This window comes from Serratia sp. AKBS12 (genome assembly GCF_024793895.1).
Lineage (GTDB): Bacteria > Pseudomonadota > Gammaproteobacteria > Enterobacterales > Enterobacteriaceae > Serratia_F.
The window spans coordinates 134,911-160,222 of record NZ_JANUSB010000017.1 but is presented as its reverse complement, the minus strand read 5'-3'; the positions used below and the strand labels follow the sequence as shown (position 1 = coordinate 160,222).

General features: G+C 54.7%; 22 protein-coding genes. 11 read left to right on the top strand and 11 right to left on the bottom strand.

Annotated features, from left to right (window positions below):
* Nucleotides 1-47: 47 nt before the first annotated feature.
* The 8 genes from NYE85_RS21875 to NYE85_RS21840 form a co-directional block, all read right to left on the bottom strand.
* Nucleotides 48-1,412 carry an MFS transporter gene (locus tag NYE85_RS21875; protein ID WP_259006803.1) on the bottom strand — a complete coding sequence of 455 codons (1,365 nt, stop codon included), beginning with the start codon at nucleotides 1,410-1,412 and terminating at the stop codon, nucleotides 48-50.
* A gap of 191 nt (nucleotides 1,413-1,603) precedes the next feature.
* On the bottom strand, nucleotides 1,604-2,494 hold the full coding sequence (cyoE, locus tag NYE85_RS21870) for a heme o synthase (RefSeq protein WP_259006802.1): 891 nt from the start codon (nucleotides 2,492-2,494) through the stop codon (nucleotides 1,604-1,606).
* Nucleotides 2,495-2,511: 17 nt separating this feature from the next.
* Nucleotides 2,512-2,850 carry a cytochrome o ubiquinol oxidase subunit IV gene (locus tag NYE85_RS21865; RefSeq protein WP_004954632.1) on the bottom strand — a complete coding sequence of 113 codons (339 nt, stop codon included), beginning with the start codon at nucleotides 2,848-2,850 and terminating at the stop codon, nucleotides 2,512-2,514.
* Entirely contained in the window at nucleotides 2,850-3,464 is a 615-nt protein-coding gene (locus NYE85_RS21860) for a cytochrome o ubiquinol oxidase subunit III (protein ID WP_015671185.1), read from the bottom strand. Before NYE85_RS21860 ends, NYE85_RS21865 begins: the two co-directional genes overlap by 1 nt.
* Complete coding sequence (gene cyoB / locus NYE85_RS21855) at nucleotides 3,454-5,445, bottom strand: cytochrome o ubiquinol oxidase subunit I (RefSeq protein ID WP_259006801.1); 1,992 nt, start codon at nucleotides 5,443-5,445, stop codon at nucleotides 3,454-3,456. Before cyoB ends, NYE85_RS21860 begins: the two co-directional genes overlap by 11 nt.
* Nucleotides 5,446-5,449: 4 nt before the next feature.
* The gene (cyoA, locus tag NYE85_RS21850; protein ID WP_259006800.1) at nucleotides 5,450-6,403 is read right to left on the bottom strand and encodes a cytochrome o ubiquinol oxidase subunit II; all 954 of its coding nucleotides are present in this window, start codon (nucleotides 6,401-6,403) and stop codon (nucleotides 5,450-5,452) included.
* 440 nt (nucleotides 6,404-6,843) lie between these two features.
* Nucleotides 6,844-8,322: a muropeptide MFS transporter AmpG gene (gene ampG, locus NYE85_RS21845; protein WP_259006799.1), complete on the bottom strand. Its 1,479-nt coding sequence runs from the start codon at nucleotides 8,320-8,322 to the stop codon at nucleotides 6,844-6,846.
* A 53-nt stretch (nucleotides 8,323-8,375) separates the two neighbouring features.
* A complete protein-coding gene (locus NYE85_RS21840; protein WP_259006798.1) occupies nucleotides 8,376-8,954 on the bottom strand; it encodes a lipoprotein in 579 nt (192 codons plus the stop codon).
* Between the two features lie 312 nt (nucleotides 8,955-9,266).
* Between NYE85_RS21840 and bolA the strand changes: the two genes are divergently transcribed.
* The 9 genes from bolA (at nucleotide 9,267) to NYE85_RS21795 (ending at nucleotide 20,030) form a co-directional block, all read left to right on the top strand.
* Entirely contained in the window at nucleotides 9,267-9,581 is a 315-nt protein-coding gene (gene bolA / locus NYE85_RS21835) for a transcriptional regulator BolA (RefSeq protein ID WP_259006797.1), read from the top strand.
* A 363-nt stretch (nucleotides 9,582-9,944) separates the two neighbouring features.
* The gene (gene tig, locus NYE85_RS21830; RefSeq protein ID WP_259006796.1) at nucleotides 9,945-11,249 is read left to right on the top strand and encodes a trigger factor; all 1,305 of its coding nucleotides are present in this window, start codon (nucleotides 9,945-9,947) and stop codon (nucleotides 11,247-11,249) included.
* A 402-nt stretch (nucleotides 11,250-11,651) separates the two neighbouring features.
* Nucleotides 11,652-12,275, top strand: coding sequence for an ATP-dependent Clp endopeptidase proteolytic subunit ClpP (clpP, locus tag NYE85_RS21825; RefSeq protein ID WP_004954607.1), 624 nt, complete (start codon nucleotides 11,652-11,654; stop codon nucleotides 12,273-12,275).
* 161 nt (nucleotides 12,276-12,436) lie between these two features.
* The gene (gene clpX, locus NYE85_RS21820) at nucleotides 12,437-13,708 is read left to right on the top strand and encodes an ATP-dependent protease ATP-binding subunit ClpX (protein WP_039991048.1); all 1,272 of its coding nucleotides are present in this window, start codon (nucleotides 12,437-12,439) and stop codon (nucleotides 13,706-13,708) included.
* Nucleotides 13,709-13,901: 193 nt separating this feature from the next.
* The gene (gene lon / locus NYE85_RS21815; RefSeq protein WP_259006795.1) at nucleotides 13,902-16,256 is read left to right on the top strand and encodes an endopeptidase La; all 2,355 of its coding nucleotides are present in this window, start codon (nucleotides 13,902-13,904) and stop codon (nucleotides 16,254-16,256) included.
* Between the two features lie 215 nt (nucleotides 16,257-16,471).
* Complete coding sequence (gene hupB / locus NYE85_RS21810) at nucleotides 16,472-16,744, top strand: nucleoid-associated protein HU-beta (RefSeq protein ID WP_004954599.1); 273 nt, start codon at nucleotides 16,472-16,474, stop codon at nucleotides 16,742-16,744.
* A gap of 296 nt (nucleotides 16,745-17,040) precedes the next feature.
* Nucleotides 17,041-18,924 (top strand): peptidylprolyl isomerase, encoded by a 1,884-nt coding sequence (ppiD, locus tag NYE85_RS21805; protein WP_259006794.1) that lies wholly within the window; start codon nucleotides 17,041-17,043, stop codon nucleotides 18,922-18,924.
* Nucleotides 18,925-19,063: 139 nt separating this feature from the next.
* Nucleotides 19,064-19,441 (top strand): ComEA family DNA-binding protein, encoded by a 378-nt coding sequence (locus tag NYE85_RS21800; RefSeq protein ID WP_259006793.1) that lies wholly within the window; start codon nucleotides 19,064-19,066, stop codon nucleotides 19,439-19,441.
* A gap of 157 nt (nucleotides 19,442-19,598) precedes the next feature.
* Nucleotides 19,599-20,030 carry a YbgC/FadM family acyl-CoA thioesterase gene (locus tag NYE85_RS21795; RefSeq protein WP_259006792.1) on the top strand — a complete coding sequence of 144 codons (432 nt, stop codon included), beginning with the start codon at nucleotides 19,599-19,601 and terminating at the stop codon, nucleotides 20,028-20,030.
* A gap of 18 nt (nucleotides 20,031-20,048) precedes the next feature.
* Here NYE85_RS21795 and queC read toward each other — a convergent pair whose 3' ends face one another.
* Both queC and NYE85_RS21785 read right to left on the bottom strand, forming a co-directional pair.
* A complete protein-coding gene (gene queC, locus NYE85_RS21790) occupies nucleotides 20,049-20,747 on the bottom strand; it encodes a 7-cyano-7-deazaguanine synthase QueC (RefSeq protein ID WP_259006791.1) in 699 nt (232 codons plus the stop codon).
* 108 nt (nucleotides 20,748-20,855) lie between these two features.
* Entirely contained in the window at nucleotides 20,856-22,556 is a 1,701-nt protein-coding gene (locus NYE85_RS21785) for an SgrR family transcriptional regulator (RefSeq protein WP_259007012.1), read from the bottom strand.
* Between the two features lie 159 nt (nucleotides 22,557-22,715).
* Between NYE85_RS21785 and cof the strand changes: the two genes are divergently transcribed.
* The gene (cof, locus tag NYE85_RS21780) at nucleotides 22,716-23,534 is read left to right on the top strand and encodes an HMP-PP phosphatase (protein ID WP_259006790.1); all 819 of its coding nucleotides are present in this window, start codon (nucleotides 22,716-22,718) and stop codon (nucleotides 23,532-23,534) included.
* 79 nt (nucleotides 23,535-23,613) lie between these two features.
* On the opposite strand, the gene NYE85_RS21775 is transcribed toward cof, so the two are convergent.
* The gene (locus NYE85_RS21775) at nucleotides 23,614-24,654 is read right to left on the bottom strand and encodes a PLP-dependent cysteine synthase family protein (protein WP_259006789.1); all 1,041 of its coding nucleotides are present in this window, start codon (nucleotides 24,652-24,654) and stop codon (nucleotides 23,614-23,616) included.
* Nucleotides 24,655-24,775: 121 nt separating this feature from the next.
* On the opposite strand from NYE85_RS21775, the gene NYE85_RS21770 reads away from it, so the two are divergent.
* The gene (locus NYE85_RS21770; protein WP_259006788.1) at nucleotides 24,776-25,237 is read left to right on the top strand and encodes an Lrp/AsnC family transcriptional regulator; all 462 of its coding nucleotides are present in this window, start codon (nucleotides 24,776-24,778) and stop codon (nucleotides 25,235-25,237) included.
* The last annotated feature ends 75 nt before the right edge of the window (nucleotides 25,238-25,312 follow it).

The window sequence follows — 25,312 nt, the reverse complement described above, 5'->3', positions numbered from 1 at the left end:
CGGCGCCAACGATATACAGACCGGGCATGACCCGGTCTATGTTCGTTCTAGAGCGCGTTGACCAGCGCCTCCAGCCGACCGCGATCGGTCTGTTTGGTATCAATCTTCACGTAGGCACTGCGTTCCTCTGGTACCACAACCACATCAGCAACTCCCGGCTGGGCTTTCAAACGGCTTTCCAGCGCCGAATCCTTGACGGCCAGTTCGGAGAGCGTAATACGCAGGCTGCTGACGTAAGGCGGTTCCTTCATGGTGCTGCTGACGACAAACCAGATGGCGGCAATCACCGCACCGGCGATGAACACTGCGCCAGCACCCTGCAGTCCATACAGCCAGCCGCCCAGGCTGCCGCCGATCGCCACGCCAATGAACTGGCTGGTGGAATAAACGCCCATTGCAGTTCCTTTGTAGCCCGCCGGTGATTCCTTGCTGATCAGCGACGGCAAAATGGCTTCCATCACGTTAAAGGCCATAAAGAACATCTGAACCCCGGCGATAATGCCCCACAGGTGCTGGCCGGAGAACCACAGCAGCACTTCCGCGCAGAACAGTACGGCAACGCAACCCATGAACACCTGCTTCATGCGGCGCTTTATTTCGGCATAGATGATAAACGGCACCACCGCGGCGAACGATACCAACATGGTAACCAGGTACACCATCCAGTGCTGGCTGGCGGCCAATCCGGCTTTTTCCATGGCCAGCGGCAACGCGACAAAGCTCGACATCAGCAGAATATGCAGACACATGATGCCAAAGTTCAGCTTCAGCAGCCGTGAGTTGCTCAGCACCTTGCTGAAGCTGCCGCGTACGATACCCGATTCGCGATTCAATATGTGGCTGTCGGCCGACGGCACCACTACCAGCGTGATGACAATGCCGGCCAGCGCCAACGCGGCGATCATCCAGAACAGCGCATGCAGGCCCAGCGAATGGGTTACGATCGGGCCGAGAACCATGGCGATGGCGAAGGTAATGCCAAAGCTGATGCCGATAAACGCCATCGCCTTGGTGCGGTTCTGTTCGCGCGTCAGATCCGATAACAACGCCATGACCGCAGCGGCAATCGCCCCCGAACCTTGTAGTGCGCGGCCAATGATAATGCCCCAGATCGAATCGCTGACTGCAGCGATTGCGCTGCCCAGCGCGAAGATCAGCAGGCCGCCGACGATCAACGGCTTGCGGCCTATGCGGTCGGAAACCAAACCGAACGGGATTTGGAAAATGGCCTGCGCCAGGCCATAAATACCGATGGCGATACCGATCAACGCCTCGCTGGCGCCATTCAGCGCCATGCCGTAGGTGGTGAGAACCGGCAGCACCATAAACATGCCCAGCATGCGTAATGAAAATACCGTCCCTAGTCCCCAGGTCGCTCGGCGTTCCAGCGGCGTCATTGTGTTATCGTTCATGCACCATCAAACCTCAATAAAAACCATTCCCTCAGGCTCTGAATGACAGCGTCTGAGGGAATGGCCTCTGCAAAGATGCATCATTTTAAAGTGAAGGGCAGGGGGGGTAAACGTATTGTTGTTTAGCAGATATTACAGTTTGATCGATTTTCGACGAGACAAATAAAAAGGGCCGCTAGGCGGCCCTTTCGTTACCAAACGTAAGTCAGTAATGCGTCCGGTGAGGCGGTAGCGCTGAAGTCAATCGACATCATTACGCTCAGCGAAGTGATGGCAACGATTGAGAACACAAACAGTTTGCGCGCCCAAATGCTGTCATTTTCGGTTTTGTAACCGCGCAGGGCCATGCCCAGCCACCACACGCTGACGGCTGCTGCCACCACCAGGTATTTGTAACCGGCGTAACCGCTCAGGGTCAGCATCAGCGTGGCAATCATAAATGCCAGGATGTAGACCGTGATGTGGTTTTTCGCTACGGAAATACCTTTTACGACCGGCAGTACCGGGATGTTGGCCGCCTGGTAATCTTTAAAGCGGAAGATGGCAATCGCATAAGAATGCGGCATCTGCCACAGGCTAAAGATAGCCAGCAGGATCAACGCACCGGCGTCGAACTCGTTGGTCACTGCGCAATAACCGATAACAGGTGGCGCAGCGCCGGACAGGCTGCCGATCAGGGTGCCGTAAACCGAGTGGCGTTTCATGTACAGGCTATAGATGCCGACATAAACCACGAAGCCCATCACCGCCAGCCACATGGCCAGCGGGTTGGCTGCGATATACAGCAACGCAAAACCAGCAATACCCAGCGCGGTAGCGTAAACCAGAGTGACATTCGGCGCAATCAGGCCCTTTACCAGCACCCGATTCTTCGTTCTCTCCATTTTCTTGTCGATGTCGCGGTCAATGTAGTTGTTAAATACACAGCCCGAGGCGACAACCAACGAGACACCCACCAGGGTAGCGAGAAACAGGGGATAGTCGATGCTTCCTTTGGAAGCCAACAGGAATCCCCCAACGACAGAAATTAAATTGCCGAAAATAATTCCTGGTTTGGTTACTTGCAGGTATTGCTTAATCATCACGTGCAGCTCGGCTCTTAACTGACCATCATATTGATGTTGAGGTTGTACATAATCCAGAGTGAACCCACAACAACGATACCGATGATCATAGCGGTGAACAGCAATGCCACCAGGTTCCAGCGCTCTTCCGATGAGGTATTCATGTGCAGGAAGTACACCAGGTGAACAATCACCTGGATAACCGCCATGCCGACCACGACCGCCAGGATGGTTGCATGAGAAGCGGTGCCGCTCATGACCATCGAGAATGGAATTACCGTCAGGATGACCGACAGAATAAAGCCGATCACATAAGACTTAACGCTGCTGTGGCTTGCGCCGCCGTGAGAGGTTTCATGGGATGAATGGCTCATTACATAACCCCCAGCAGGTAAACAACGGTAAATACGCAGATCCAGACCACGTCCAGGAAGTGCCAGAACAGGCTCAGGCACATCAGGCGAGTCTTGTTGGTTGACGTCAGGCCACGCTTGCTCACCTGAATCATCATGATGATGATCCAGACCAGACCGGCAGACACGTGCAGACCGTGAGTACCGACCAGCGCAAAGAAGCTGGACAGGAATGCACTGTGATCCGGGCCAAAGCCTTCGGCGATCAGGTGATGGAATTCATAGATTTCCATTGCCACGAAGCCGAGACCGAACAGGAAGGTCAGGAACAGCCAGGTATTGACGCTGCCCACTTTCCCTTTGTTCATGCCGATCATCGCCATACCATAGGTAATGGAGCTGAACAGCAGCAGGAAAGTTTCAACCAGAACAAACTTCAGATCGAAGATGTCTTTGCCAGAGGGACCGCCAGCGGTCCCGTTCACCAGGACTGCATAAGTCGCGAACAAGCTCGCAAACAAAATACAGTCGCTCATCAGGTAGATCCAAAATCCGAAGACTTTGGTTTCTCCTGCATCGTGGTGCCCATGCTCTGCATGGGCTGCGTTATGGTTAGTCAGAGTATCAGTTGACATGTTTCACGCCTGCTTTGCTGATTTGTTCATAGTGTTGGTTTTCAATGTGCTCGATTTCGTCAACCTGCACATAGTAATCAACATCTTGGTCGAAGCTCTTGGCAATCCAGACTACGATCATGCCGATGAAGCCGGCCAGCGCCATCCACCAAATTTCCCAGATCATTGCGAAACCGAATATCAGGCTGAAGAAGGCGATGATAACGCCGGCGCCGGTATTCTTAGGCATATGGATCGGTTCGTATTTCGCCGGTTTCTTATAAGCTTCGCCTTTTTCTTTCATGTCCCAGAAGGCATCACGGTCATGAATTTCCGGTACTACAGCGAAGTTATAGAACGGCGGTGGAGAGGACGTTGACCACTCCAGCGTACGAGCGCCCCATGGGTCACCGGTCAGGTCACGGTTCTGATCGCGGTCACGAACGCTGACGAAGATCTGAATCAACTGACACAGGATACCGCAGGCAACCAGTGCTGCACCGCCAGCTGCAACCAGCAACAGCGGGTGGAACTCAGGGTTGATATTCTGGCTGATACGACGGGTCATGCCCATAAAGCCCAGTGCATACAGCGGCATAAAGGCAACGAAGAAGCCGATGATCCAGAACCAGAACGCGCGGATACCCCATTTTTCGTTCAGCGTGAAGCCGAAGGATTTCGGGAACCAGTAGGTCAGGCCAGCAAAGCAACCGAACACCACACCGCCGATAATCACGTTATGGAAGTGCGCGATCAGGAACAGGCTGTTGTGCAGCACGAAGTTGGCACCCGGAACGGCCAGCAGTACCCCGGTCATCCCACCGACGGAGAAGGTGATGATGAAACCGATAGTCCACAGCATTGCCGAGTTGAGCTGGATGCGACCCTGATACATGGTGAACAGCCAGTTGAAGATTTTCACCCCGGTCGGGATGGAAATGATCATGGTGGCAATACCGAAGAAGGCGTTGACGTTCGCGCCGGACCCCATGGTGAAGAAGTGGTGCAGCCATACGATGAACGACAGTACGGTAATCGCGATGGTTGCCCACACCAGAGAGGTGTAGCCGAACAGGCGCTTCTTCGAGAAGGTCGCGGTAACTTCGGAGAACACACCGAACACCGGCAGAACCAGGATGTACACTTCCGGGTGACCCCAGGCCCAAATCAGGTTGATGTACATCATCATGTTGCCGCCCATATCATTGGTAAAGAAATGGGTGCCCAGATAGCGATCCAGGGTCAGCAACGCAATGGTGACGGTCAGAATCGGGAATGAAACGATGATCAGTACGTTGGTACACAGCGCAGCCCAGGTGAACACCGGCATTTTCATCAGTGGCATGCCAGGAGCACGCATCTTCAGAATGGTAGCGAAGAAGTTCACACCGGTCAGCAAGGTACCCAGACCGGATATCTGCAGACTCCAGATCCAGTAATCGACCCCGACGCCAGGACTGTATTCCTTGCCCGACAGCGGCGGATACGCCAGCCAGCCGGTCTGGGCGAACTCACCAACCCCCAGGGAGATGTTGATCAGGACGACGCCGACCACGAAGAACCAGAAGCTCAGGGAGTTCAGGAACGGGAAGGCAACGTCGCGTGCACCGATTTGCAGCGGAACCACTACGTTCATCAGGCCGACCACGAAAGGCATCGCCATGAAGAAGATCATGATCACACCGTGAGCGGTGAAGATCTGGTCATAGTGGTGCGGCGGCAGGAATCCGGCCTCGCCGGCAGACGCAAGCGCCTGCTGGCTACGCATCATGATGGCATCGGCAAAACCGCGCAACAGCATGACCATCGCCACGATAATGTACATGATACCAATTTTTTTATGGTCAACGGAGGTCAGCCATTCGCTCCACAACCATTTCCATTTGCCCAAATATGTTATCAGCGCCAGCAGTGCCAGGCCTCCAACGATAATTGCAGCAACGGTGACCATGATGATCGGTTCATGGTACGGAACCGCATCAAGCGTTAATTTTCCCAACATCAGATTATTCCTCGGCTCCGGCGTGAGCATGTTCGCCCATGTCCATACCCTGGTTCATGTCCATGCCTTCGTGTGCAGTAGTCACTGCGCTCTTGTGCGTGTGCATATCACCCATGAATTTGCCAATTGTTTCCTTGAACAAATTCGGTTTGACACTGGAGAAGTACTCAACCGGGTTGTTTTCACTCGGCTCAGCCAGTTTGTTAAAGTCGTCGGTGGTATTAAGATTCTTGGAGGATTCCTTCACCTTGGCCACCCACTGGTCGAAGTCGCCTTCGGTCGGTGTGACAATGGCGGTGAACTTCATTCCGGAGAACCCGCGACCGCTGAAGCTGCTGGAAATACCGTCGTATTTGCCCGCTTCGTTGCCAATCAGATGCAGTTTGGTCTGCATGCCGGCCATCGCATAAATCTGCCCACCTAACTGAGGAATAAAGAACGAGTTCATTACCGAGTTAGAGGTGATCTTGAATTCGACTGGAACATCCTTCGGGAAGGCCAGTTCATTTACCGTTGCGATGCCCTGCTCCGGGTAGATGAACAACCATTTCCAGTCCAGCGACACCACTTCAATGGTCATTGGCTTCTTGTCGGTGACAATCGGCTTGAATGGGTCCAGTTCGTGGGTGGTTTTCCAGGTAATGGTGCCAAGGATGGCGATGATAATGATAGGAATGGTCCAGACGACCGCTTCGATCTTGTTGGAGTGTGACCAGTTAGGACTGTACTTGGCGTCTTTGTTGGAAGCACGGTACTTCCAGGCAAAGGCGAACGCCATGATGATAACTGGTATTACCACGATCAGCATCAATGCGATTGCGGTAAGTATCAGTGTCCGTTGCTCAACACCTATTGCTCCTTTGGGATTCATCAGAACCATATCGCAACCACTGAGCATTACAGTGGATGCAATTAATGACAGCATCCCAATACTTTTATTGTATTTCTTAAGTCTCATCTAACGACCTCAATTACAAAGGCTCTATTGTCGTTTCATGTGTGCGGGCATTTTACGGGAAGGTTGCAGTACTGTAAACATGCTTAGGGTTGTGTCAGTAGCTTGTTGACACTTTCTGTTACAGGGGTCACAGATGTAACGTTGCGTGACAATTTACCAATGGCAACAACGCGTTGGCACGCTGAATCGTGACGAGTGACCTCTATGTTAAGGAAAAATAAAGGTAAGCTGTTTTAACGACCAAAAACGGTTTTTTTTAAATGACAGGGAAAGGTTTATTTAATGTAAAATAAATGTGTCGCAAAGGTGAATTTAATTTTATTTCCGAGTGAATTAGTCGGATAAAAAAATTATTTGCGCTGCAATTATATTTTTTTGGAAAAATTAATTCATCCTGCTTATGCTTTTTTTGACGGCCGGCGGATACACCGGCCGTCGTGTCAGGCCAGTTGCGTGCGGCGCAGTGCCAGATAATCCAGCAGGCTTCCCATGGCAATCCCCAGCAGGCTCAGCGCAGCGCCGAGCTGTAACACGCTGTCAGCCAGCAATGTCAGCGCCCCCCAACCGAGCGCATCGACGATCAGCAGCAGCAGCCAGATGCCCAGCAGTAAGCAACCGAGGGTCAGCAGGCGCAGTGCCCAGCGATAGGCCTGGCGGAATTCGCTGCGTGGCATGAAATGGTCGGTTTTTTGCGTGTATTCCAGCGTTTGGCGACACACCGCCAGCAGCATCAGCCCAGGCAGCGCCGCAGCAATGGAGAACAGGTAGAACAATGGCCAGCCGTGCGCTTCGACAAACCAGCCAGCGATAGGGCCGACATACACGCGCCCGACGGCGGACAGCGCCGACAGCAGCGCAAACTGGGTGGCGGAAAACGATTTGTTGCACAGCGTCATCAGTAGCGCGACGAAGGCCGCGGTGCCCATGCCGCCGCACAGGTTTTCCAGGAAGATGGCGCTACCCATGGTGATGATATTCTTGTCGGTCACCGCCAGGATCCAGTAGCCGAGGTTTGAAACGGCCTGCAGCATGCCGAACAGCATCAGTGCACGAAACAGGCTGAGGCGCTGCATCAGCACGCCGCCGAACAGTGCGCCAACGATGGTAGCGAACAGCCCGAGGGTTTTGTTTACCAGACCGACTTCACCGGCATCAAAGCCGACGCCACGGATCAAAAAGGTGGTACTGAGGCTACCGGCAAAGGCGTCACCCATTTTGTACATCACGATCAACAGCAGGATCAGCCAGGCATTGTTGCGCGCAAAAAAGTCGCGTAGCGGCGCGACCACCGCCTGTTCGAGGGTGCGTGGTGCGGCTATGCCGTCATCTGGCTCCGGGGCCCATAGCGTAGCGGCAATGCCGATCAGCATCAGAGCGGCCATCAGCCAGTAGGTCGATTGCCAGCCAAAATAGCGATCGGCCAGCCACAGTGCCAGTCCACCGGAAACCAGCATTGCCAGCCGATAGCCCAGCACCGAAATCGCTGCGCCGGCACCTCGCTCCTCCGCCGTCAGCAAATCAGTCTTGTAGGCATCAAACACGATGTCCTGCGACGCCGAGCAAAACGCCACCAGCACCGCCAACGCCGCCAGCCACCACAGGTGCTGCGCCGGATTCATAAAGCCCATCGCCACGATGGCCGCGACCAGCAGTAGTTGGCTGATCAGCAGCCAGCCACGCCGCCGGCCAAGGAATGGTGGCGTGTAGCGGTCCATAAACGGCGACCAGAGAAATTTGAATACATAGGCCTGGCCCACCAGCGAAAAAATGCCGATGGTTTTAAGATCGATATTCTCGACGGTCATCCAGGCTTGCAGAGTGCCCGAGGTGAGGGCCAGCGGCAAACCCGACGCAAACCCCAGGAGCAGCAGAACGACGGAGTTACGCTGTGTGAAGATATTAAGGTACTGTTTTGACATGAGATCCCTGTCTGTACTGCCCGGTTACCCGGGCAATACTGGGCACTAACGCATTAACGCGCGTTCTGCTTGATAAAGTCGTTGACGCTGGTGTCCTGCGCCATATCGGCGATGACGTCGCCCAGCACGGTGTTGACCGCATTGGTGATTTTGTCATTGGTCGCGGTAAACGCGCCCTGCACATTATAGGTTGAGCGGTAGTTCTTCACCTGCTTGTTGCCGTTTTTCGCCACTGCGATAATGGAGATGTCGGCTTTGGTGGTGATGTTATAACGCAGGTTGCCTTCGGAAACGTCGGCATACAGGTTGTTGACGATGATTTGCAGATCTACTGCGCCGTCCGGGCCGATCATGTAACCGCGCGCACCCATTTGTTTTTCCAGTACCTCTTGCAACAGGAAGCGCAGGTCGCGTGATGGCGTGAGGGTGACCAACTGGCCGTCGCGATTGACTTTGGCCAGCGCCTGATCTTTACGCTGGTCGGCGCCGTTGATACTGATGGTCAAGCCTTGCAAGGTGGGATCCTGCGTTGGCAGCACAATCTTTGGCGTGACGTTCAGGGTATTGCTGCCGGTAGCGCAACCGGCCAGCAGTAATGCGGCCAGGAAGGGAAGACAAAGTTTCTTTAACATAGTTACTGTCTCATTCTTGATGGAAGAGTAATAATCTGAGTGGGATAGCCAACAATATATTGCCGACATCATAGCATCGCCGCCGGCCGGGGGAAGTGCTCAACGCGCCCGAGTGACAATTTTTTACCTACCGGTGATAAAAACACGCTTTTTTGCCGCTCTCAATCAGATAAACCCCAAGCAAAGGCCAGTGTTGGTCGTTTTTTCACCGCAAAGTGCAGAAATTTACGATAGGAATATTCTAACAGGGGCAAAACCGGCTAATATTGAACTAGATGGCAAGGTCCTCTGCCGGTGTTGTAAGGAGATCCTATGATTCGCGAGCAAATAGAAGCAAAGTTAAGGGCGGCGTTCGAGCCCGCGTATCTGGAAGTGGTTGATGAAAGCTATCGTCATAACGTTCCGGCGGGTTCTGAAAGTCATTTCAAGGTGGTGATGGTCAGCGATCGCTTTCTCGGCGAACGTTTTCTGACCCGCCATCGTTCCATATATGGCGTATTGGCCGATGAGCTGGCCGGCGGCGTGCATGCGCTGGCGCTGCATACCTATACCCAGAAGGAATGGGAGGGCCTGCAGGACACCGTTCCTGCTTCGCCACCCTGTCGAGGGGCTGGGACCTTGGCCTGAAGCGTAAAAACTCAGGTATCAGTGGAACTTTAGCCTCGATCTAGGGTATTACTACTGACGAATTTTGAAACGGCCTGCGGGCCGTTTCTGTTTTTGACGACGACGCGGCCAATGCGAGATGCAACGCAGAAAGGTCGGCAACGGCGATTTTTTAGCGGAAATCGGTAAAAGTGTGAGTTTTAACGCGCACGCATCGTCTTGCTTTCCTCGACTCGCTCCGCATGCGCCGCTATAATGTCGCGTCTTATTTTTCGGAATGGTTTCGGGACGCTCTCGGCATCAGGGAACTCGGTTCTGTAATGCAGCCGTCCTGGTTCTTGGAACGGGGTTGACCGAGCACTGTGATATTTTTGAGGTAACAAGATGCAAGTTTCAGTAGAAACCACTCAAGGCCTTGGGCGCCGTCTCTCTATTACTGTACCCGCCGATACTATCAAGCAGGCAGTAAAAAAAGAGCTGATCAATGCAGCGAAAAGCGTGCGTATTGACGGTTTCCGTAAAGGCAAAGTGCCAATGAACATCGTTGAGCAGCGTTATGGCGCCTCTGTTCGTCAAGACGTGCTGGGCGACCTGATGCAGCGCAACTTCGTTGACGCGATCATCAAGGAAAAAATCAACCCGGCCGGTGCACCAAACTACGTGCCGGGCGAGTACAAAGAAGGCGAAGACTTCAATTTCGCCGTCGAGTTCGAAGTGTATCCAGAAGTTGAGCTGAAAGGCCTGGAAAGCATCGAAGTTGAAAAACCGGTAGTAGAAGTTAACGATGCCGATGTCGACACCATGCTGGACACCCTGCGCAAGCAGCAGGCGACCTGGAAAGACACCGACCGCGCAGTAGAAGCTGAAGACCGCGTGACCGTTGACTTCACCGGCTCTATCGACGGTGAAGAGTTCGAAGGCGGTAAAGCGTCCGACTTCGTGCTGGCGATGGGCCAAGGCCGCATGATCCCGGGCTTCGAAGAAGGTCTGGTTGGTCATAAAGCCGGTGAAGAATTCACCATCGACGTCAATTTCCCGGAAGATTACCACGCTGAAAACCTGAAAGGGAAAGCAGCCAAGTTCGCCATCGTGCTGAAGAAAGTCGAAGAGCGTGAACTGCCTGAACTGACCGAAGAATTCATCAAGCGTTTCGGCGTTGCTGATGGTTCTGTTGCAGGTCTGCGTGCCGAAGTGCGTAAAAACATGGAGCGCGAGCTGAAAGGCGCGGTGCGTAACCGTATCAAGACTCAGGCTATCGACGGCCTGGTGAGCGCCAATGAAATCGACGTACCGGCTGCGCTGATCGACGGCGAAATCGACGTGCTGCGTCGTCAGGCTGCACAGCGTTTTGGCGGCAACGAGAAGCAGGCGCTGGAACTGCCACGTGAGCTGTTCGAAGAGCAGGCGAAGCGTCGCGTTGTCGTTGGTTTGCTGCTGGGCGAAGTGATCAGCACGCACGAACTGAAGGCAGACGAAGATCGCGTTAAAGCGCTGATTGAAGAAATGGCTTCCGCGTACGAAGATCCAAGCGAAGTGGTTGAGTTCTACAGCAAAAACAAAGAGCTGATGAACAACATGCGCAACGTTGCCCTGGAAGAGCAGGCGGTTGAAACGCTGCTGGCCAAAGCGAAGGTGACCGAGAAAGCCACTACCTTCAGCGAGCTGATGAACCAGACTCAACAGGCGTAATGTCTGAATCCCGGGGGGCGGCGTGCCGAACCCCGGGTATATCTGAAAAAGCCCGTAACTTCGGTTACGGGCTTTTCTTTTTGCCACGTGGCTGATTAATCTCAGGTTAAGCGAGGCAATTTGCACTATATTTATCCTGTTGCCGGCGCTGATTGCTGGCATGATGGTGCCTGTGCGTGCGAAAGCTGCAGATGGCGATCGCGGAAAGTTGCGCACCGGGCTTGAAATTTCGCCCGCTGCCCCCCAACTGGTATAAACCAGGGCTGTTTGCCGAAGCGCGGGATGATAACGACCGTCAGGGTCATGTGGCGCGCGTCGGATGCTTGAACGTAGTCAGCGTGGCTGTTCTCAAGTAGAATCGACAAACAATGGCGCCAAGGCAATTTCTATTAGGAGACGGTAATGTCATACAGTGGCGAACAAGATCAATTTGCACCTCACATGGCACTGGTGCCGATGGTGGTAGAGCAGACCTCACGCGGGGAGCGTTCTTACGACATCTATTCCCGCCTGCTGAAAGAGCGCATCATTTTCCTGACCGGCCAGGTTGAAGACCATATGGCCAACCTGATCGTGGCACAGATGCTGTTCCTCGAAGCGGAAAGCCCGGAAAAAGACATTTTCCTGTACATTAACTCGCCGGGCGGGGTGATTACTGCCGGTATGTCAATTTACGACACCATGCAATTTATCAAGCCTGATGTCAGCACTATCTGTATGGGCCAGGCGTGCTCCATGGGGTCATTCCTGCTTACCGCCGGCACCAAGGGCAAGCGTTTCTGCCTGCCAAATTCGCGGGTGATGATTCACCAGCCACTGGGCGGCTATCAGGGGCAAGCGACGGATATCGAAATCCACGCGCGGGAAATCCTGAAGGTCAAGGCGCGTATGAACGAGCTGATGGCGCAGCACACCGGACAGTCACTGGAGCAGATCGATCGCGATACCGAGCGCGATCGCTTTATGACCGCGGAAGAATCGGTAGAATACGGTCTGGTCGACGGCATTCTGACGCACCGCAGCTAGTAGCACGCGGCCGGCGAGCGTTAAGTGCGAGCCGATAGACTATAGTAAACAGAGCGGGGATAGCCCGCTTTGTACAGCATTATCGGCGTTCCCGGTATCAGTTTGGGCGCACTGCCGCCATGATTTTCCTGCGGGACAAAGACAAAAGAAGAGGTTTACTGATGACAGATAAGCGCAAAGACGGTTCAGGAAAGCTGCTGTACTGCTCTTTCTGCGGCAAAAGCCAGCATGAAGTGCGTAAGCTGATTGCCGGTCCGTCAGTGTATATCTGCGATGAATGTGTTGACCTGTGTAACGACATTATTCGCGAAGAGATTAAAGAAGTTGCCCCGCATCGTGAGCGCAGTGCGCTGCCGACGCCGCACGAAATCCGCCACCACCTGGATGATTATGTTATCGGCCAGGAGCAGGCGAAGAAAGTGCTGGCGGTTGCGGTGTACAACCACTACAAACGCCTGCGCAACGGCGATACCAGCAATGGCATCGAGTTGGGCAAGAGCAATATTCTGCTGATTGGCCCGACCGGTAGCGGCAAAACGCTGCTGGCAGAAACGCTGGCGCGTTTCCTGGATGTGCCATTTACCATGGCCGACGCCACCACCTTGACCGAAGCCGGTTATGTGGGCGAGGACGTGGAAAATATTATCCAGAAACTGTTGCAGAAATGTGATTATGACGTGCAGAAAGCGCAGCGCGGCATCGTTTACATTGATGAAATCGATAAGATTTCGCGCAAGTCCGACAATCCGTCGATTACTCGTGACGTGTCAGGCGAAGGCGTGCAGCAGGCGTTGCTGAAGCTGATCGAAGGTACCATCGCCGCAGTTCCGCCGCAGGGTGGCCGCAAGCATCCGCAACAGGAATTCCTGCAGGTTGATACCTCCAAGATTCTGTTTATTTGCGGCGGCGCATTCGCCGGGTTGGACAAAGTAATTGGCCAGCGCGTGAACACCGGTTCCGGCATTGGCTTTGGCGCGACCGTGAAGGGCGAGGCAGAAAAAGCCACCGAAGGCGAGCTGCTGTTGCAGGCAGAGCCGGAAGATCTGATCAAGTTTGGTTTGATCCCGGAATTTATCGGCCGTTTGCCGGTGGTTGCCACCCTGAGCGAGCTGAGCGAAGACGCGCTGATTCAGATCCTGAAAGAGCCGAAGAACGCCCTTACCAAGCAGTATCAGGCGTTGTTCAACCTGGAAGGCGTCGAACTGGAGTTCCGTGACGAAGCGCTGAACGCCATCGCCAAGAAAGCTATGGCGCGTAAAACCGGCGCTCGCGGGCTGCGTTCGATTGTTGAAGGCGCACTGCTGGACACCATGTACGATCTGCCGTCCATGGACAGCGTTGATAAAGTGGTGATCGACGAATCGGTAATTGCCGGCCAATCCAAACCGCTGTTGATTTACGGCAAGCCGGAAGCCCAGGCATCCGGTGAATAATTCGCCAGTCAAACCAGAAAGTTAATACAAAATGGGGGATTTTATCCCCCATTTCTTTTTCCTGCATTCTTGCCGTTGAATGTAAGAGATTCATCCCCATATACTCAATAACCAGATTTTATGAAACGTTTGATGCTTGCGTCTCATGAGAATCCCCTAAATCCTGGCGGAAATTAAACTAAGAGAGAGCTCTATGAACCCTGAGCGTTCCGAACGCATTGAAATCCCCGTCTTGCCGTTGCGCGACGTGGTGGTTTATCCGCATATGGTGATCCCGTTATTTGTTGGCCGGGAAAAATCGATTCGGTGCCTCGAAGCCGCAATGGATCACGATAAGAAGATCATGCTGGTGGCACAGAAAGAGGCCTCAACGGATGAACCTGGCATTAACGATCTGTTCTCGGTCGGCACCGTAGCGTCGATCCTGCAAATGCTGAAACTGCCCGACGGCACGGTAAAAGTGTTGGTGGAAGGCTTGCAGCGCGCGCGTATCACCACCTTGTCCGACAGCGGCGAGCATTTTGCCGCGCAGGCCGAATACCTTGAGTCGCCGGCGATTGACGAGCGTGAGCAGGAAGTACTGGTACGCACGGCAATCAATCAGTTTGAAGGCTACATCAAACTGAACAAGAAAATTCCCCCGGAGGTGCTGACGTCACTGAACAGCATCGACGACGCTGCGCGCCTGGCGGACACCATCGCCGCGCACATGCCGCTGAAGCTCAGCGACAAGCAATCGGTGCTGGAAATGTTCGACATCACTGAGCGCCTCGAATACCTGATGGCGATGATGGAGTCGGAAATCGATCTGTTGCAGGTCGAAAAACGCATCCGTAATCGCGTCAAGAAACAAATGGAAAAGAGCCAGCGCGAGTACTATCTGAATGAGCAGATGAAGGCCATTCAGAAAGAGCTGGGCGAGATGGACGACGCGCCGGACGAGCACGAAGCGCTGAAGCGCAAGATCGACGCGGCGAAAATGCCGAAAGAAGCACGTGAGAAAACCGAAGCAGAACTGCAAAAGCTGAAAATGATGTCGCCGATGTCGGCGGAAGCGACCGTGGTGCGCGGTTACATCGACTGGATGCTGCAGGTACCGTGGAACGCGCGCAGCAAGGTGAAGAAAGATCTGGTCAAGGCGCAAGAAGTGCTGGATACCGATCATTACGGCCTGGAGCGGGTCAAGGATCGCATCCTTGAGTATCTCGCGGTACAAAGTCGCGTCAGCAAAATCAAGGGGCCGATCCTGTGCCTGGTGGGGCCACCGGGGGTGGGTAAAACCTCGTTGGGGCAATCCATCGCTCGCGCTACCGGTCGTCAGTACGTGCGTATGGCGCTGGGTGGCGTGCGTGACGAAGCGGAAATCCGTGGTCACCGTCGTACCTACATTGGTTCGATGCCGGGCAAGCTGATCCAGAAAATGGCCAAGGTCGGGGTGAGAAACCCGCTGTTCCTGCTGGACGAGATTGACAAGATGTCTTCCGACATGCGCGGCGATCCGGCTTCGGCGCTGCTTGAGGTGCTGGATCCGGAACAGAACGTGGCGTTCAACGACCACTATCTGGAGGTCGATTACGATCTGTCCGACGTGATGTTTGTCGCCACCTCTAACTCGATGAATATTCCGGCGCCGTTGCTGGACCGTATGGAAGTGATCCGTCTGTCCGGTTATACCGAAGACGAGAAGCTGAACATCGCCAAACAGCACCTGCTGCCGAAGCAGATCGAACGTAACGCGTTGAAGAAAAATGAGCTGACGGTTGATGACAGCGCCATTATCGGCATTATCCGCTATTACACTCGCGAAGCCGGGGTGCGTAGCCTGGAGCGTGAAATCTCCAAGCTGTGCCGTAAAGCGGTGAAGACGCTGTTGATGGACAAGAAAGTCAAGCATATCGAGATCAACGGTGACAACCTGAAAGACTATCTGGGCGTTCAGCGCGTGGATTATGGTCGCGCGGATACCGAAAACCGCATCGGTCAGGTCACCGGCCTGGCGTGGACGGAAGTCGGCGGCGATTTACTGACGATTGAAACCGCCTGCGTACCGGGCAAGGGCAAGCTGACCTATACCGGCTCGTTGGGTGAAGTCATGCAAGAGTCGATTCAGGCTGCGTTGACGGTGGTGCGCGCGCGCGCCGACAAGCTGGGCATCAATGCGGATTTCTACGAAAAACGCGACATCCACGTGCACGTACCGGAAGGTGCGACGCCGAAGGATGGCCCAAGCGCCGGTATTGCGATGTGCACCGCGCTGGTTTCCTGCCTGACCGGTAATCCGGTGCGCGCCGATGTGGCGATGACCGGCGAAATCACGCTGCGGGGCCAGGTACTGCCAATCGGTGGTCTAAAGGAAAAACTGCTGGCGGCCCATCGCGGCGGTATCAAGACCGTGTTGATTCCGTATGAGAACAAACGCGATCTTGAAGAGATCCCTGACAATGTCATTGCCGATCTTGAGATTCACCCGGTACAGAAAATCGATGAAGTTTTGAACATTGCGTTGCAGAATCCGGCCTTCGGCGCGCAGCCGATCGCGGTAAAATAGTGACGTACAGCAAAATCCATTGATAAAACTTATACTGGCAAGCCATTTCTGACTTGCCAGTATTTTTTTGTGCCGCTAAGTTAGTCTACTGTTGGTCTGAGTTTTGTCCCATTGCGGGACACTTGCACAGGGTCGACGGGCTTGATATAACAGCTGCGCTGTCGCGCCGTAGGGATTTTTCGGCGCGACGATAGAATTCTAGAGGGGATGATAGAGTGAATAAGTCACAACTGATCGACAAAATTGCCGCAGGTGCTGATATTTCGAAAGCGGCAGCTGGACGTGCTTTAGATGCAATCATTGCATCCGTAACTGACTCCTTGAAGGAAGGGGATGATGTAGCTCTGGTTGGTTTCGGTTCTTTCACCGTGCGTGAGCGCTCTGCCCGCACCGGCCGTAACCCACAAACCGGTAAAGAAATTAAAATTGCTGCTGCCAAAGTGCCGGCTTTCCGTGCAGGTAAAGCGCTGAAAGACGCGGTAAACTGATTGCAGCGTCTAACCGGTTAGCGTCAATGGGTTTTGTGTCAAACAATCACCTGACGCAACGGAGTTGGTAAGGTAAGATACAAGGCGCATCGTTTGATGCGCTTTTTTTATTTTTGTCGCAGGGAACGCGCCTGCACAAGGGTTTTTAATCTATGCCCGGCTGCGCCGGGTTGCAGGAAGGCGGCAAGGCACTTTCGGCCGGTACCCACAGTACCTGGCCAGATGATGTGCAGTAGCCGGCGCACCAGCAGTCCGACGCATGAAGGGAATACATCACAGCGGAGCGTTGTCACACTATGATGGACAATTTACGCGCGGCAGCTAATAACGTCGTGCTCAAAATAATCCTGGCCTTGATCATCTTGTCATTTGTATTGACCGGGGTGGGTAACTACCTGATTGGCGGTTCCGGTGATTATGCAGCGAAAGTAAATGGCCAGGTGATCGAACGCGCTCAGCTGGAGCAGGCCTTCCAGAGCGAACGTAGCCGCATGCAGCAGCAATTGGGCGAACAATTCTCTGCGCTGGCCGGCAATGAAGGTTATATGCAGCAGCTGCGCCAACAGGCGCTGTCACAGCTGATCGACAACATGTTGCTTGACCAGTACGCGAAGAAACTGGGCCTGAGCATCAGCGACGATCAGGTCAAGGATGCGATTCGCAAAGCCCCTTATTTCCAGACTAATGGCCAGTTCGATAATGCCAAGTATCTCGATCTGCTCGCTCGCATGGGCTACAGCCCCGACAACTATGCGCAGTCGATGCGCCAGCAACTGCTTAACCAGCAGGTGATTCAGGCGTTCGGAAACTCCGGCTTCGTCCTGCCGAGCGAGTCTGAGGCGATGGCCGCATTGGTATTGCAAGAGCGTGATGTGCGCCTGGCAACCATCGATTTGAATGCGCTGCAAGCCAAGCAGACCGTCAGCGATGACGAGCTCAAGGAGTATTACAACCAGCACAAGAATAGCTTCATTGCGCCAGAGCAGGTGGAGGTCAGTTATATCCCGATGGATGCCGCCGCGATGCAAAGCAAGATCACGGTAAACGATGCGGACATCAGCGCGTATTATGACCAGCACAAAAGCAGCTACGGCCAGCCGGAACGCAAGAACTACAGCGTCATCCAGCTGAAAACCGAAGCCGAAGCCAAGGCGGTGCTGGATGAACTGAACAAAGGTGCCGACTTTGCCACGCTGGCAAAAGAGAAGTCCACCGACATCATCTCCAAGCGCAACGGCGGCGAGCTGGGCTGGTTGGAACCTGACACCACTGCAGACGAGCTGAAAGAAGCCAAACTGAGCGAGAAAGGCCAGCTTTCCGGCGTAGTGAAATCCTCGGTGGGCTACTTGATCGTACGCCTCAATGACGTTGAGCCGGAAAAGCTCAAGCCGTTGAGCGAAGTGCGTGACAGCATCGCCGACAAGGTCAAGCAAGAGAAAGCGGTAGACGCCTATTATGCGTTGCAGCAAAAAGTCAGTGAAGCCGCGACCAATGACAACGAGTCGCTGGCGTCGGCAGAAGAGGCCGCAGGCGTAAAAGCAGCGAAGACCGCCTGGTTTACGCGTGATAACGTGCCGGCTGAGCTGAACTTCAAACCGGTAGTACAGGCGATCTTCGACGGCTCCCTGATCGGCGAAAACGGCAGCCCGGGTAGCAACTCGGATGTGATCAACGTTGAGGGCGATCGCGCCTTTGTTATTCGCGTCTCGGGTCACAAGCCGGAAGGCGTTGAACCGTTCGACAAGGTAAAGGATCACGTTGCCGAGCTGGTTAAGCGCAACAAGGCGGTGCAACAGGCCAAACTGCAGGGCGAGAAACTGCTGGTCGAACTGAAGCAGGGCAAGGGCGATGACGCGCTGAAAGCGGCCGGTCTGAGCTTTGGTTCAGTGCAGAAGATGGCGCGTGCGCCGGAAGACAGCCAACTGACCGAAAGCGTATTTGCCCTGCCGCACCCGCAGCAAGGCAAGCCGGTGTACGGTATGTCACAGGATCGCCAGGACAACGTAGTGCTGATTGCCCTGGAAGCGGTGAAGCCAGGTACGCTGCCGGCTGATGAAATGAAAACCTTTACCGGCAAAATGCAGGAAAGCGCGATCGGCGTAACCTTCGATTCGCTGCTGGCGAATCTGCGTAAGGAAGCCAAGATCAAAATGGGCGCGGCCGAGCAACAGCCGCAATAACCCGCGCATTTTTCTGCAACTCGATGTAATCACCAAAGGCCGCTTTCGCGGCCTTTTCCATATTTCACATCCCTCGATTGCTGTCGCTGAGTATCTGCCGCAAGGTAGCCGTGCTGTCAAATACAAGGAGGATACAGCAATGACATCAAACGAAATCAGTCTGGTTCAAGGTTATCGGCGCAGCATCAAAAACCTGTTGGCGACCACCTTGCTGCTGCTGACGCTAGCGCCGGCGATGGCGGCGGAGAAACCGGCTGCGAGCCAGAAAGCCGCTACGACGGCCTCTGCGGCAAAAGCGCCGGCGGCACCCACGGAGGTTGAAGCGACGGTAAACATCAATCAGGCGGATGCGGAACAGCTGGCCAGCGTGCTCAATGGCGTTGGGTTGAAAAAGGCCGAAGCAATCGTGCGCTACCGCGAACAACATGGGCCGTTTACCGAAATTGACCAGTTACAGGAGGTGCCAGGCATTGGTTTGTCGCTGTTTGAACGTAATCGCGGCCGGTTGAGAATGTGATCCGGATCGCGGCCGTGCGGCAAAATATTCTCGCCACCGCGTTCCTCTGCTACATTTTTACAGGTCATACCAGTGTGTGACGCATCATCACATCGGCGAGGCGCAATCTTTCGCCTCGCCTTATTTTGTTACCACCGGTCAGGAGCGAACGTGCATTATGCAAACCATGATTAAAGTCCGCGGCTATCACCTTGATGTTTATCAACATGTTAATAACGCTCGCTATCTGGAGTTCCTGGAGGAGGCACGCTGGGAATGGCTGGACAATCTGGATGCCTTCCGCTGGATGACGGAAAACAACATCGCCTTTATCGTGGTGAATATCAATATCAATTATCGCAAGCCGGCGGTGTTGGGCGACCGGTTGCGCATCGACAGTCAGATGGAACAATTGAACGGCAAAAGCGGTGTGCTGAGTCAGAAGGTGACGTTGGAACCGCAAGGCTCACCGGTAGCGGACGCGCTGCTGACTTTTGTTTGCGTTGACTTGAAAACTCAGCGGGCGTTGCCGATTGAAGGAGAACTGCGCGAGCACCTGATGAGCCTGCAACAGCCGGCAATCAATGCTTCGGGCGATGGGCGGCTGTGAGTGCCGCCCCAGGAGAGCTTAGATCAGCCCGGTTTTCTGCTTCAGGCTCGCCATGATCTCGGCTTGCCGGCTTTGATACTGCGTCAGGCCATTGGCGCGTAGATGGCAGGCGGCGCATTCCCCGCAGCCGTCGCCCTTGATGCCGTTATAACAGGTCAGGGTATCCTGGCGTACGCGATCAAGCTGATGGTAATAATCCGCCAGCGCCCAGGTTTCCGCCTTGTTAAGCCACATTAGTGGCGTTTCAAAACGAATATCGCGGGCGATGCCCAGTACGATGGCCTGATTGAGCGCCTTGACGAATTCGTCGCGGCAGTCCGGATAACCGGAAAAGTCGGTTTCGCACACCCCGGTAATTACCGCTTCCGCTTCCACCTGATAGGCATAGATGGCTGCCAGCGTCAGGAACAGGATATTGCGCCCAGGCACGAAGGTGCTCGGCAAGCCACCCTCGGTTTCGCTACCAAACGCCGGAACCGGAATGTTGTCGCGGGTCAGGCTGCTGATCGCCAGTTCGTTGAGCAAACCGACGTCCAGAATCTTGTGGGCCTTGGCACCGAGCGAGTGTGACAGTTCCTGAGCTACGTCAATCTCGGCGCGATGGCGCTGGCCATAATCGAAGGTGATGCAGTGCACTTCGTCATACTGTTTTAAGGCCTGGATCAAGCAGGTCGTGGAGTCTTGTCCACCGCTGAATACCACTACGGCACGTTTCATAGAATTAATCCTTTGCTGCGACCCTTCCCGATACACATTCGGGCGGCCTGATGAGAGACATTTGTCAGCATTATGGTAGCAGAACTGTCGGGTTGGGCGTAGCGGCGGTTACGCCACCGGCGGGGGCAGCCAGGCCTGGCAAAAATCAAACCAGCCGTGGGCGGTAAGTGTGACGCCATGAATGCGCGGCGGCGCACTGACCTGATATTGATAGTTGAACAGCGGGGTGATGATCCCCGTCTCCATCAATTGTTGATAATAGGCCTGTATTGCGGCAAAGCGTCGCGGCTCGTCCGGGTATTGCTGAATTTGCCGCAGCCGCTGCGTCTGATGTCGGGCTACGGACGGCGGCAAAATGGCCTGCCACAGCACATCCTGCCGCAGCCAGCTTTCCAACGTTGCCTCCGGTGCTTCGCCGATCAGATTATCGGCCAGCAGCAAATCGGCCTCGGCGATTTGTTCTGCGCTCTGCCAGCGCTTACCGGAAAAATAACGGATCTCCAGCTCACAGCCGTGCTCGGCCAATAGCGCTTTCAGCGCGTGGGTTACCGCCATCAGTTCTACCGGTGGACGATATAACAGCGTCAGCTTTGGCGGCAACGCCAGGTTTTCAGCGGCTGAGTGTTGCGGAATGGCCCAGCCAGGCAGCATTTCCTGGCTGGGGGTAATCACGCCGTTGGGGATCGGCAGGTTGGCCAGCAGACCGGACTGCTGGATCAGCATCAGCAATTTCTTGCCCTGGGCCTCGCTGAGCGTGCCGCGCCGCAGGTTGAGCGCCAGATAGCACCAGCCGAGGCTCAGGCTGCGTTGTACCGGTCGGGCAAAAGGCAGCTCCTCCTGCTGGCCAAGGGTGATGCGCACCGGATGCTGGCAACTGGCATCGCCACCGGCCGACAGCGCCGGCGTGATCCAGTATTCGATACTTTCCAGGTATGGATGCTGCAAATGATAAAACGCATGCTGTTCCAGTCGAACCAGATGCGGTTCGTTCAGCGCCAGCTTGAACGCTCCGGCACCGAGCGTGGCATTTTCCGGATGGGTCATCAGGCAGGGTAAGTCGGCCAACCGATGCGCCAACCAATAATCTGGCGTATGCAAATCGAACTGGATGCACAGCGCATGCGGCAGAGCGATTGTGGCGACGCTTGCCAGACTCGGCATGCTGCGCGGGTGCGAACGCAATTTTTCCAGGGTTTGTAACAGTTGCTGGCCGCTGAGCGGCTCGCCGTTATGCCACCGCAATTGGCTACGTAGAAAAAACTGCCAACGCAGGCCGTCGGGGCCGATCTGCCAGTGGTGCGCCAGATCCGGCTGCGGAAGCCGGTTGCCGGTCGTAAAGCGGGTCAAGCCGGCGTGCAGCGTGGAAACCAGATGCTGTTCAGCGCGACCGGTGAGCGACAACGGATCCAGCGATTCCAACCGCCGATAGTAAGGGATACGCAACGTTGGGCTATCTGCTTGCCATTGGCCGCCGAGGTGCGGGCTCAGCACTTCTTGCAGATGTTGTGGATCAAGACGTACCAACGCCAGCGCACCCTGATGGTCGCCTTGCTGTAACAGGCGTTGCAGCAGCGCGCTGCGCAGCTCGTCCGGCATTTTCAGACACTGCAATTGGGCGCGTTTACCGCGGCCAGCCTGCGAATGCCAACTTAGCCAACCCTGTTGCTGCATTTGCTGCACCAGGGTGCGCGCGTGTCGTTCACTGCAATAAAACAGCGCCGCCAGCTGTGCCATGGTCATCAATACCGGCTCGCTGCCAAGCTGTTGATACAGGCGTTGATACTGGCCAAGACGGTGAATCAGGCGCATGACATCCCCTTGTTGTTCCATGCTGCCGGCCGTTGGCTGCGGTATGGAATTTATGCTTGATAAATCAGGAACTGTTTTTTCAAATTGTTCACTATTACTTCCGCAAATACCACCCCATACTTTCAGCACGATAACTGTTTCGACATTCATGAGGTCTTTATGTATCGCCTGGCAGCGTTCGATATGGATGGCACATTGCTGACTCCCGACCATCGCATTGGGTCGGAAACGCTGGCTGCGCTGAATAAATTGGTCGAGCGTGAGATGATCGTCACCTTCGCCACCGGCCGTCATTACCTTGATGCACAGCCAATCATGGCGCAACTGGGGTTACAGGGCTATCTGATTACCGGCAACGGCACTCGCGTCTACGATAAGCACGGCCAGCAACTGCACGCCAGCGATTTGCCGGCGGAGATTGCCGAACAGCTGCTGCATCGCCAGTGGGACACCTCAGCCAGCATGCACGTTTTTCGTGATGAAGGATGGCTGACCGAATTTGCCATGCCGGAACTGCTGCGGGCGCACCATTTGAGCGGTTTCCATTTTCAGCTGACCGCGCCGCGCAGCCTGCCGTCCAGCGGTAACAGCAAAGTATGTTTCATTGGTTCGCATCAGGAACTGACGCGGTTGCAGGTGCAGTTGCACGCTCACTTTTCCGGGCGGGTGGATCTGTGTTTTTCGGCGTACGACTGTCTGGAAGTGCTGCCGCTGGGCTGCAATAAAGGAGCGGCGCTGAACGTGCTCAGCGCTCACTTGGGCGTCTCCATGGCGGAGTGCATGGCATTTGGCGATGCGATGAACGATAAGGAAATGCTCGCCGCCGTCGGCCACGGCGTGGTGATGGGCAACGCATTACCGCAGCTGAAGGCGCAACTGCCGCAACTTACGGTTATTGGCCACTGTCAAACGCAGGCGGTGGCCCACTATTTGAACCATTGGCTGTGTTCACCTGGCTCCCCATATACCCCCGTATAGTGGAGTCCCCCTTGCAGCCGGCCGGGTATGATTACCCGGCTTTTTTTATTACTGTCGCAAGCCGTGATGGGCGGGTGACTTACAGGTTGCGCAGCTGTTCCAGGTACGGCGTCAGATCGCCGATTTGGCTGCTGACCCATTGCGGATTGTAGTAGGTGTCCAGATAGCGTTCGCCACTATCGCATAGCAGGGTGACGATAGCGCCTTGTTCGCCACGCTCGCGCATTTGCCTGGCCAGCTGCAGTGCTCCCCATAGATTGGTGCCGGTGGAGGCACCGACCTTGCGACCCAGGATGCCTTCCAGCCAGTGGATGGTGGCAACGCTGGCGGCATCCGGCACGCGCAGCATATTATCTATCACCGACGGAATAAACGACGGTTCCGCCCGCGGGCGTCCGATACCCTCAATTCGGCTACCGCAGCTGCCGATCAGCGTGCGATCGTGGTGCAGGAAACAGTCATAGAACACCGAGTTTTCCGGATCGACCACCGTTAGTTGAGTATCATGCCCTTGATAGCGGATGTAGCGGCCCAGGGTTGCCGAGGTACCGCCGGTGCCAGCGCTCATCACGATGTGTTTTGGCACCGGGAAAGGTTCACGCGCCATCTGGCGAAAAATGCTGTCGGCAATGTTGTTGTTGCCGCGCCAGTCGGTCGCACGTTCGGCGTAAGTGAACTGATCCATATAGTGGCCATTCAGCTCTTGGGCCAACTGTTCGGAAACGGCATAGATCTGTGCAGCGTGATCGACAAAGTGGCAGCGACCGCCATAGAACGTGATTTGTTCCACTTTGCGTCGTGCGGTGCAAGACGGCATCACCGCAATGAACGGCAGGCCAATCATGCGCGCGAAGTAGGCTTCCGACACCGCAGTGCTGCCGGAAGAGGCTTCGATAATCGGCGTGTTCTGGTTGATCCAGCCATTGCACAATCCGTACAAAAACAGCGAACGCGCCAGGCGATGCTTGAGGCTGCCGGTCGGGTGGGTGCTTTCGTCCTTCAGATAAAGATGAATGCCGGGAAATTCGGCCAGATTTAGGCGGATCAGGTGGGTGTCGGCGGAGCGCTGGAAATCCGCTTCTATTTCACCGATAGCATATTTTACCCAGGTGTTTGTCATCGTCTGGCCTTAAACTAGTGAGTGGTTTTGCGCGTAGCATAGCGCGTTATCAGGAAAAAAAGATTGCCATTTTCCCTGCTTAATCGCCTAATCAGAGAAAATATTTCCCCATGGTGGCTAAATGCTAGATAAAACCGATCGTAAACTGTTGCGCCTGTTGCAACAGGACTGTACGCAGTCGCTGCAAGCGATGGCCGAGGCGGTCAACCTGACCTCGACGCCGTGCTGGAAGCGGCTGAAACGCCTGGAGGATGAAGGTTACATTCGCGGCCGCGTGGCATTGCTGGATAACGAAAAGCTCGGATTGGGGCTGACGGCGTTTGTGCTGATCAAAACCCAGCAGCACAGCAGCGAGTGGTATCAGGCTTTTGTCGACCTCACGGCGCAAATGACGGAAGTGCTGGCGTTTTATCGCATGGCGGGCGAATACGACTATCTGCTGCAAGTGCAGGTGGCGGACATGAAAAGCTACGATAACTTTTACAAACGGCTGGTAAATGGCGTCCCGGGGTTGATTGACGTTACCTCGAGCTTCGCGATGGAAAAAATCAAATACACTACTGCACTGCCGGTTCCAGAGTGAAAAGTTCACCGAATTGGCCGCTCAACGGTGGTATTCTACGCTGCTAAAGCACAACAACAGTAAAAAACCAACTTA

What these genes read in the sequence shown, in the direction of transcription:
- NYE85_RS21875 (WP_259006803.1), bottom strand. Translation starts at nt 1,412, where the DNA reads ATGAACGATAACACAATGACGCCGCTGGAACGCCGAGCGACCTGGGGA.
- cyoE (WP_259006802.1), bottom strand. Translation starts at nt 2,494, where the DNA reads ATGATTAAGCAATACCTGCAAGTAACCAAACCAGGAATTATTTTCGGC.
- NYE85_RS21865 (WP_004954632.1), bottom strand. Translation starts at nt 2,850, where the DNA reads ATGAGCCATTCATCCCATGAAACCTCTCACGGCGGCGCAAGCCACAGC.
- NYE85_RS21860 (WP_015671185.1), bottom strand. Translation starts at nt 3,464, where the DNA reads ATGTCAACTGATACTCTGACTAACCATAACGCAGCCCATGCAGAGCAT.
- cyoB (WP_259006801.1), bottom strand. Translation starts at nt 5,445, where the DNA reads ATGTTGGGAAAATTAACGCTTGATGCGGTTCCGTACCATGAACCGATC.
- cyoA (WP_259006800.1), bottom strand. Translation starts at nt 6,403, where the DNA reads ATGAGACTTAAGAAATACAATAAAAGTATTGGGATGCTGTCATTAATT.
- ampG (WP_259006799.1), bottom strand. Translation starts at nt 8,322, where the DNA reads ATGTCAAAACAGTACCTTAATATCTTCACACAGCGTAACTCCGTCGTT.
- NYE85_RS21840 (WP_259006798.1), bottom strand. Translation starts at nt 8,954, where the DNA reads ATGTTAAAGAAACTTTGTCTTCCCTTCCTGGCCGCATTACTGCTGGCC.
- bolA (WP_259006797.1), top strand. Translation starts at nt 9,267, where the DNA reads ATGATTCGCGAGCAAATAGAAGCAAAGTTAAGGGCGGCGTTCGAGCCC.
- tig (WP_259006796.1), top strand. Translation starts at nt 9,945, where the DNA reads ATGCAAGTTTCAGTAGAAACCACTCAAGGCCTTGGGCGCCGTCTCTCT.
- clpP (WP_004954607.1), top strand. Translation starts at nt 11,652, where the DNA reads ATGTCATACAGTGGCGAACAAGATCAATTTGCACCTCACATGGCACTG.
- clpX (WP_039991048.1), top strand. Translation starts at nt 12,437, where the DNA reads ATGACAGATAAGCGCAAAGACGGTTCAGGAAAGCTGCTGTACTGCTCT.
- lon (WP_259006795.1), top strand. Translation starts at nt 13,902, where the DNA reads ATGAACCCTGAGCGTTCCGAACGCATTGAAATCCCCGTCTTGCCGTTG.
- ppiD (WP_259006794.1), top strand. Translation starts at nt 17,041, where the DNA reads ATGATGGACAATTTACGCGCGGCAGCTAATAACGTCGTGCTCAAAATA.
- NYE85_RS21800 (WP_259006793.1), top strand. Translation starts at nt 19,064, where the DNA reads ATGACATCAAACGAAATCAGTCTGGTTCAAGGTTATCGGCGCAGCATC.
- NYE85_RS21795 (WP_259006792.1), top strand. Translation starts at nt 19,599, where the DNA reads ATGCAAACCATGATTAAAGTCCGCGGCTATCACCTTGATGTTTATCAA.
- queC (WP_259006791.1), bottom strand. Translation starts at nt 20,747, where the DNA reads ATGAAACGTGCCGTAGTGGTATTCAGCGGTGGACAAGACTCCACGACC.
- NYE85_RS21785 (WP_259007012.1), bottom strand. Translation starts at nt 22,556, where the DNA reads ATGCGCCTGATTCACCGTCTTGGCCAGTATCAACGCCTGTATCAACAG.
- cof (WP_259006790.1), top strand. Translation starts at nt 22,716, where the DNA reads ATGTATCGCCTGGCAGCGTTCGATATGGATGGCACATTGCTGACTCCC.
- NYE85_RS21775 (WP_259006789.1), bottom strand. Translation starts at nt 24,654, where the DNA reads ATGACAAACACCTGGGTAAAATATGCTATCGGTGAAATAGAAGCGGAT.
- NYE85_RS21770 (WP_259006788.1), top strand. Translation starts at nt 24,776, where the DNA reads ATGCTAGATAAAACCGATCGTAAACTGTTGCGCCTGTTGCAACAGGAC.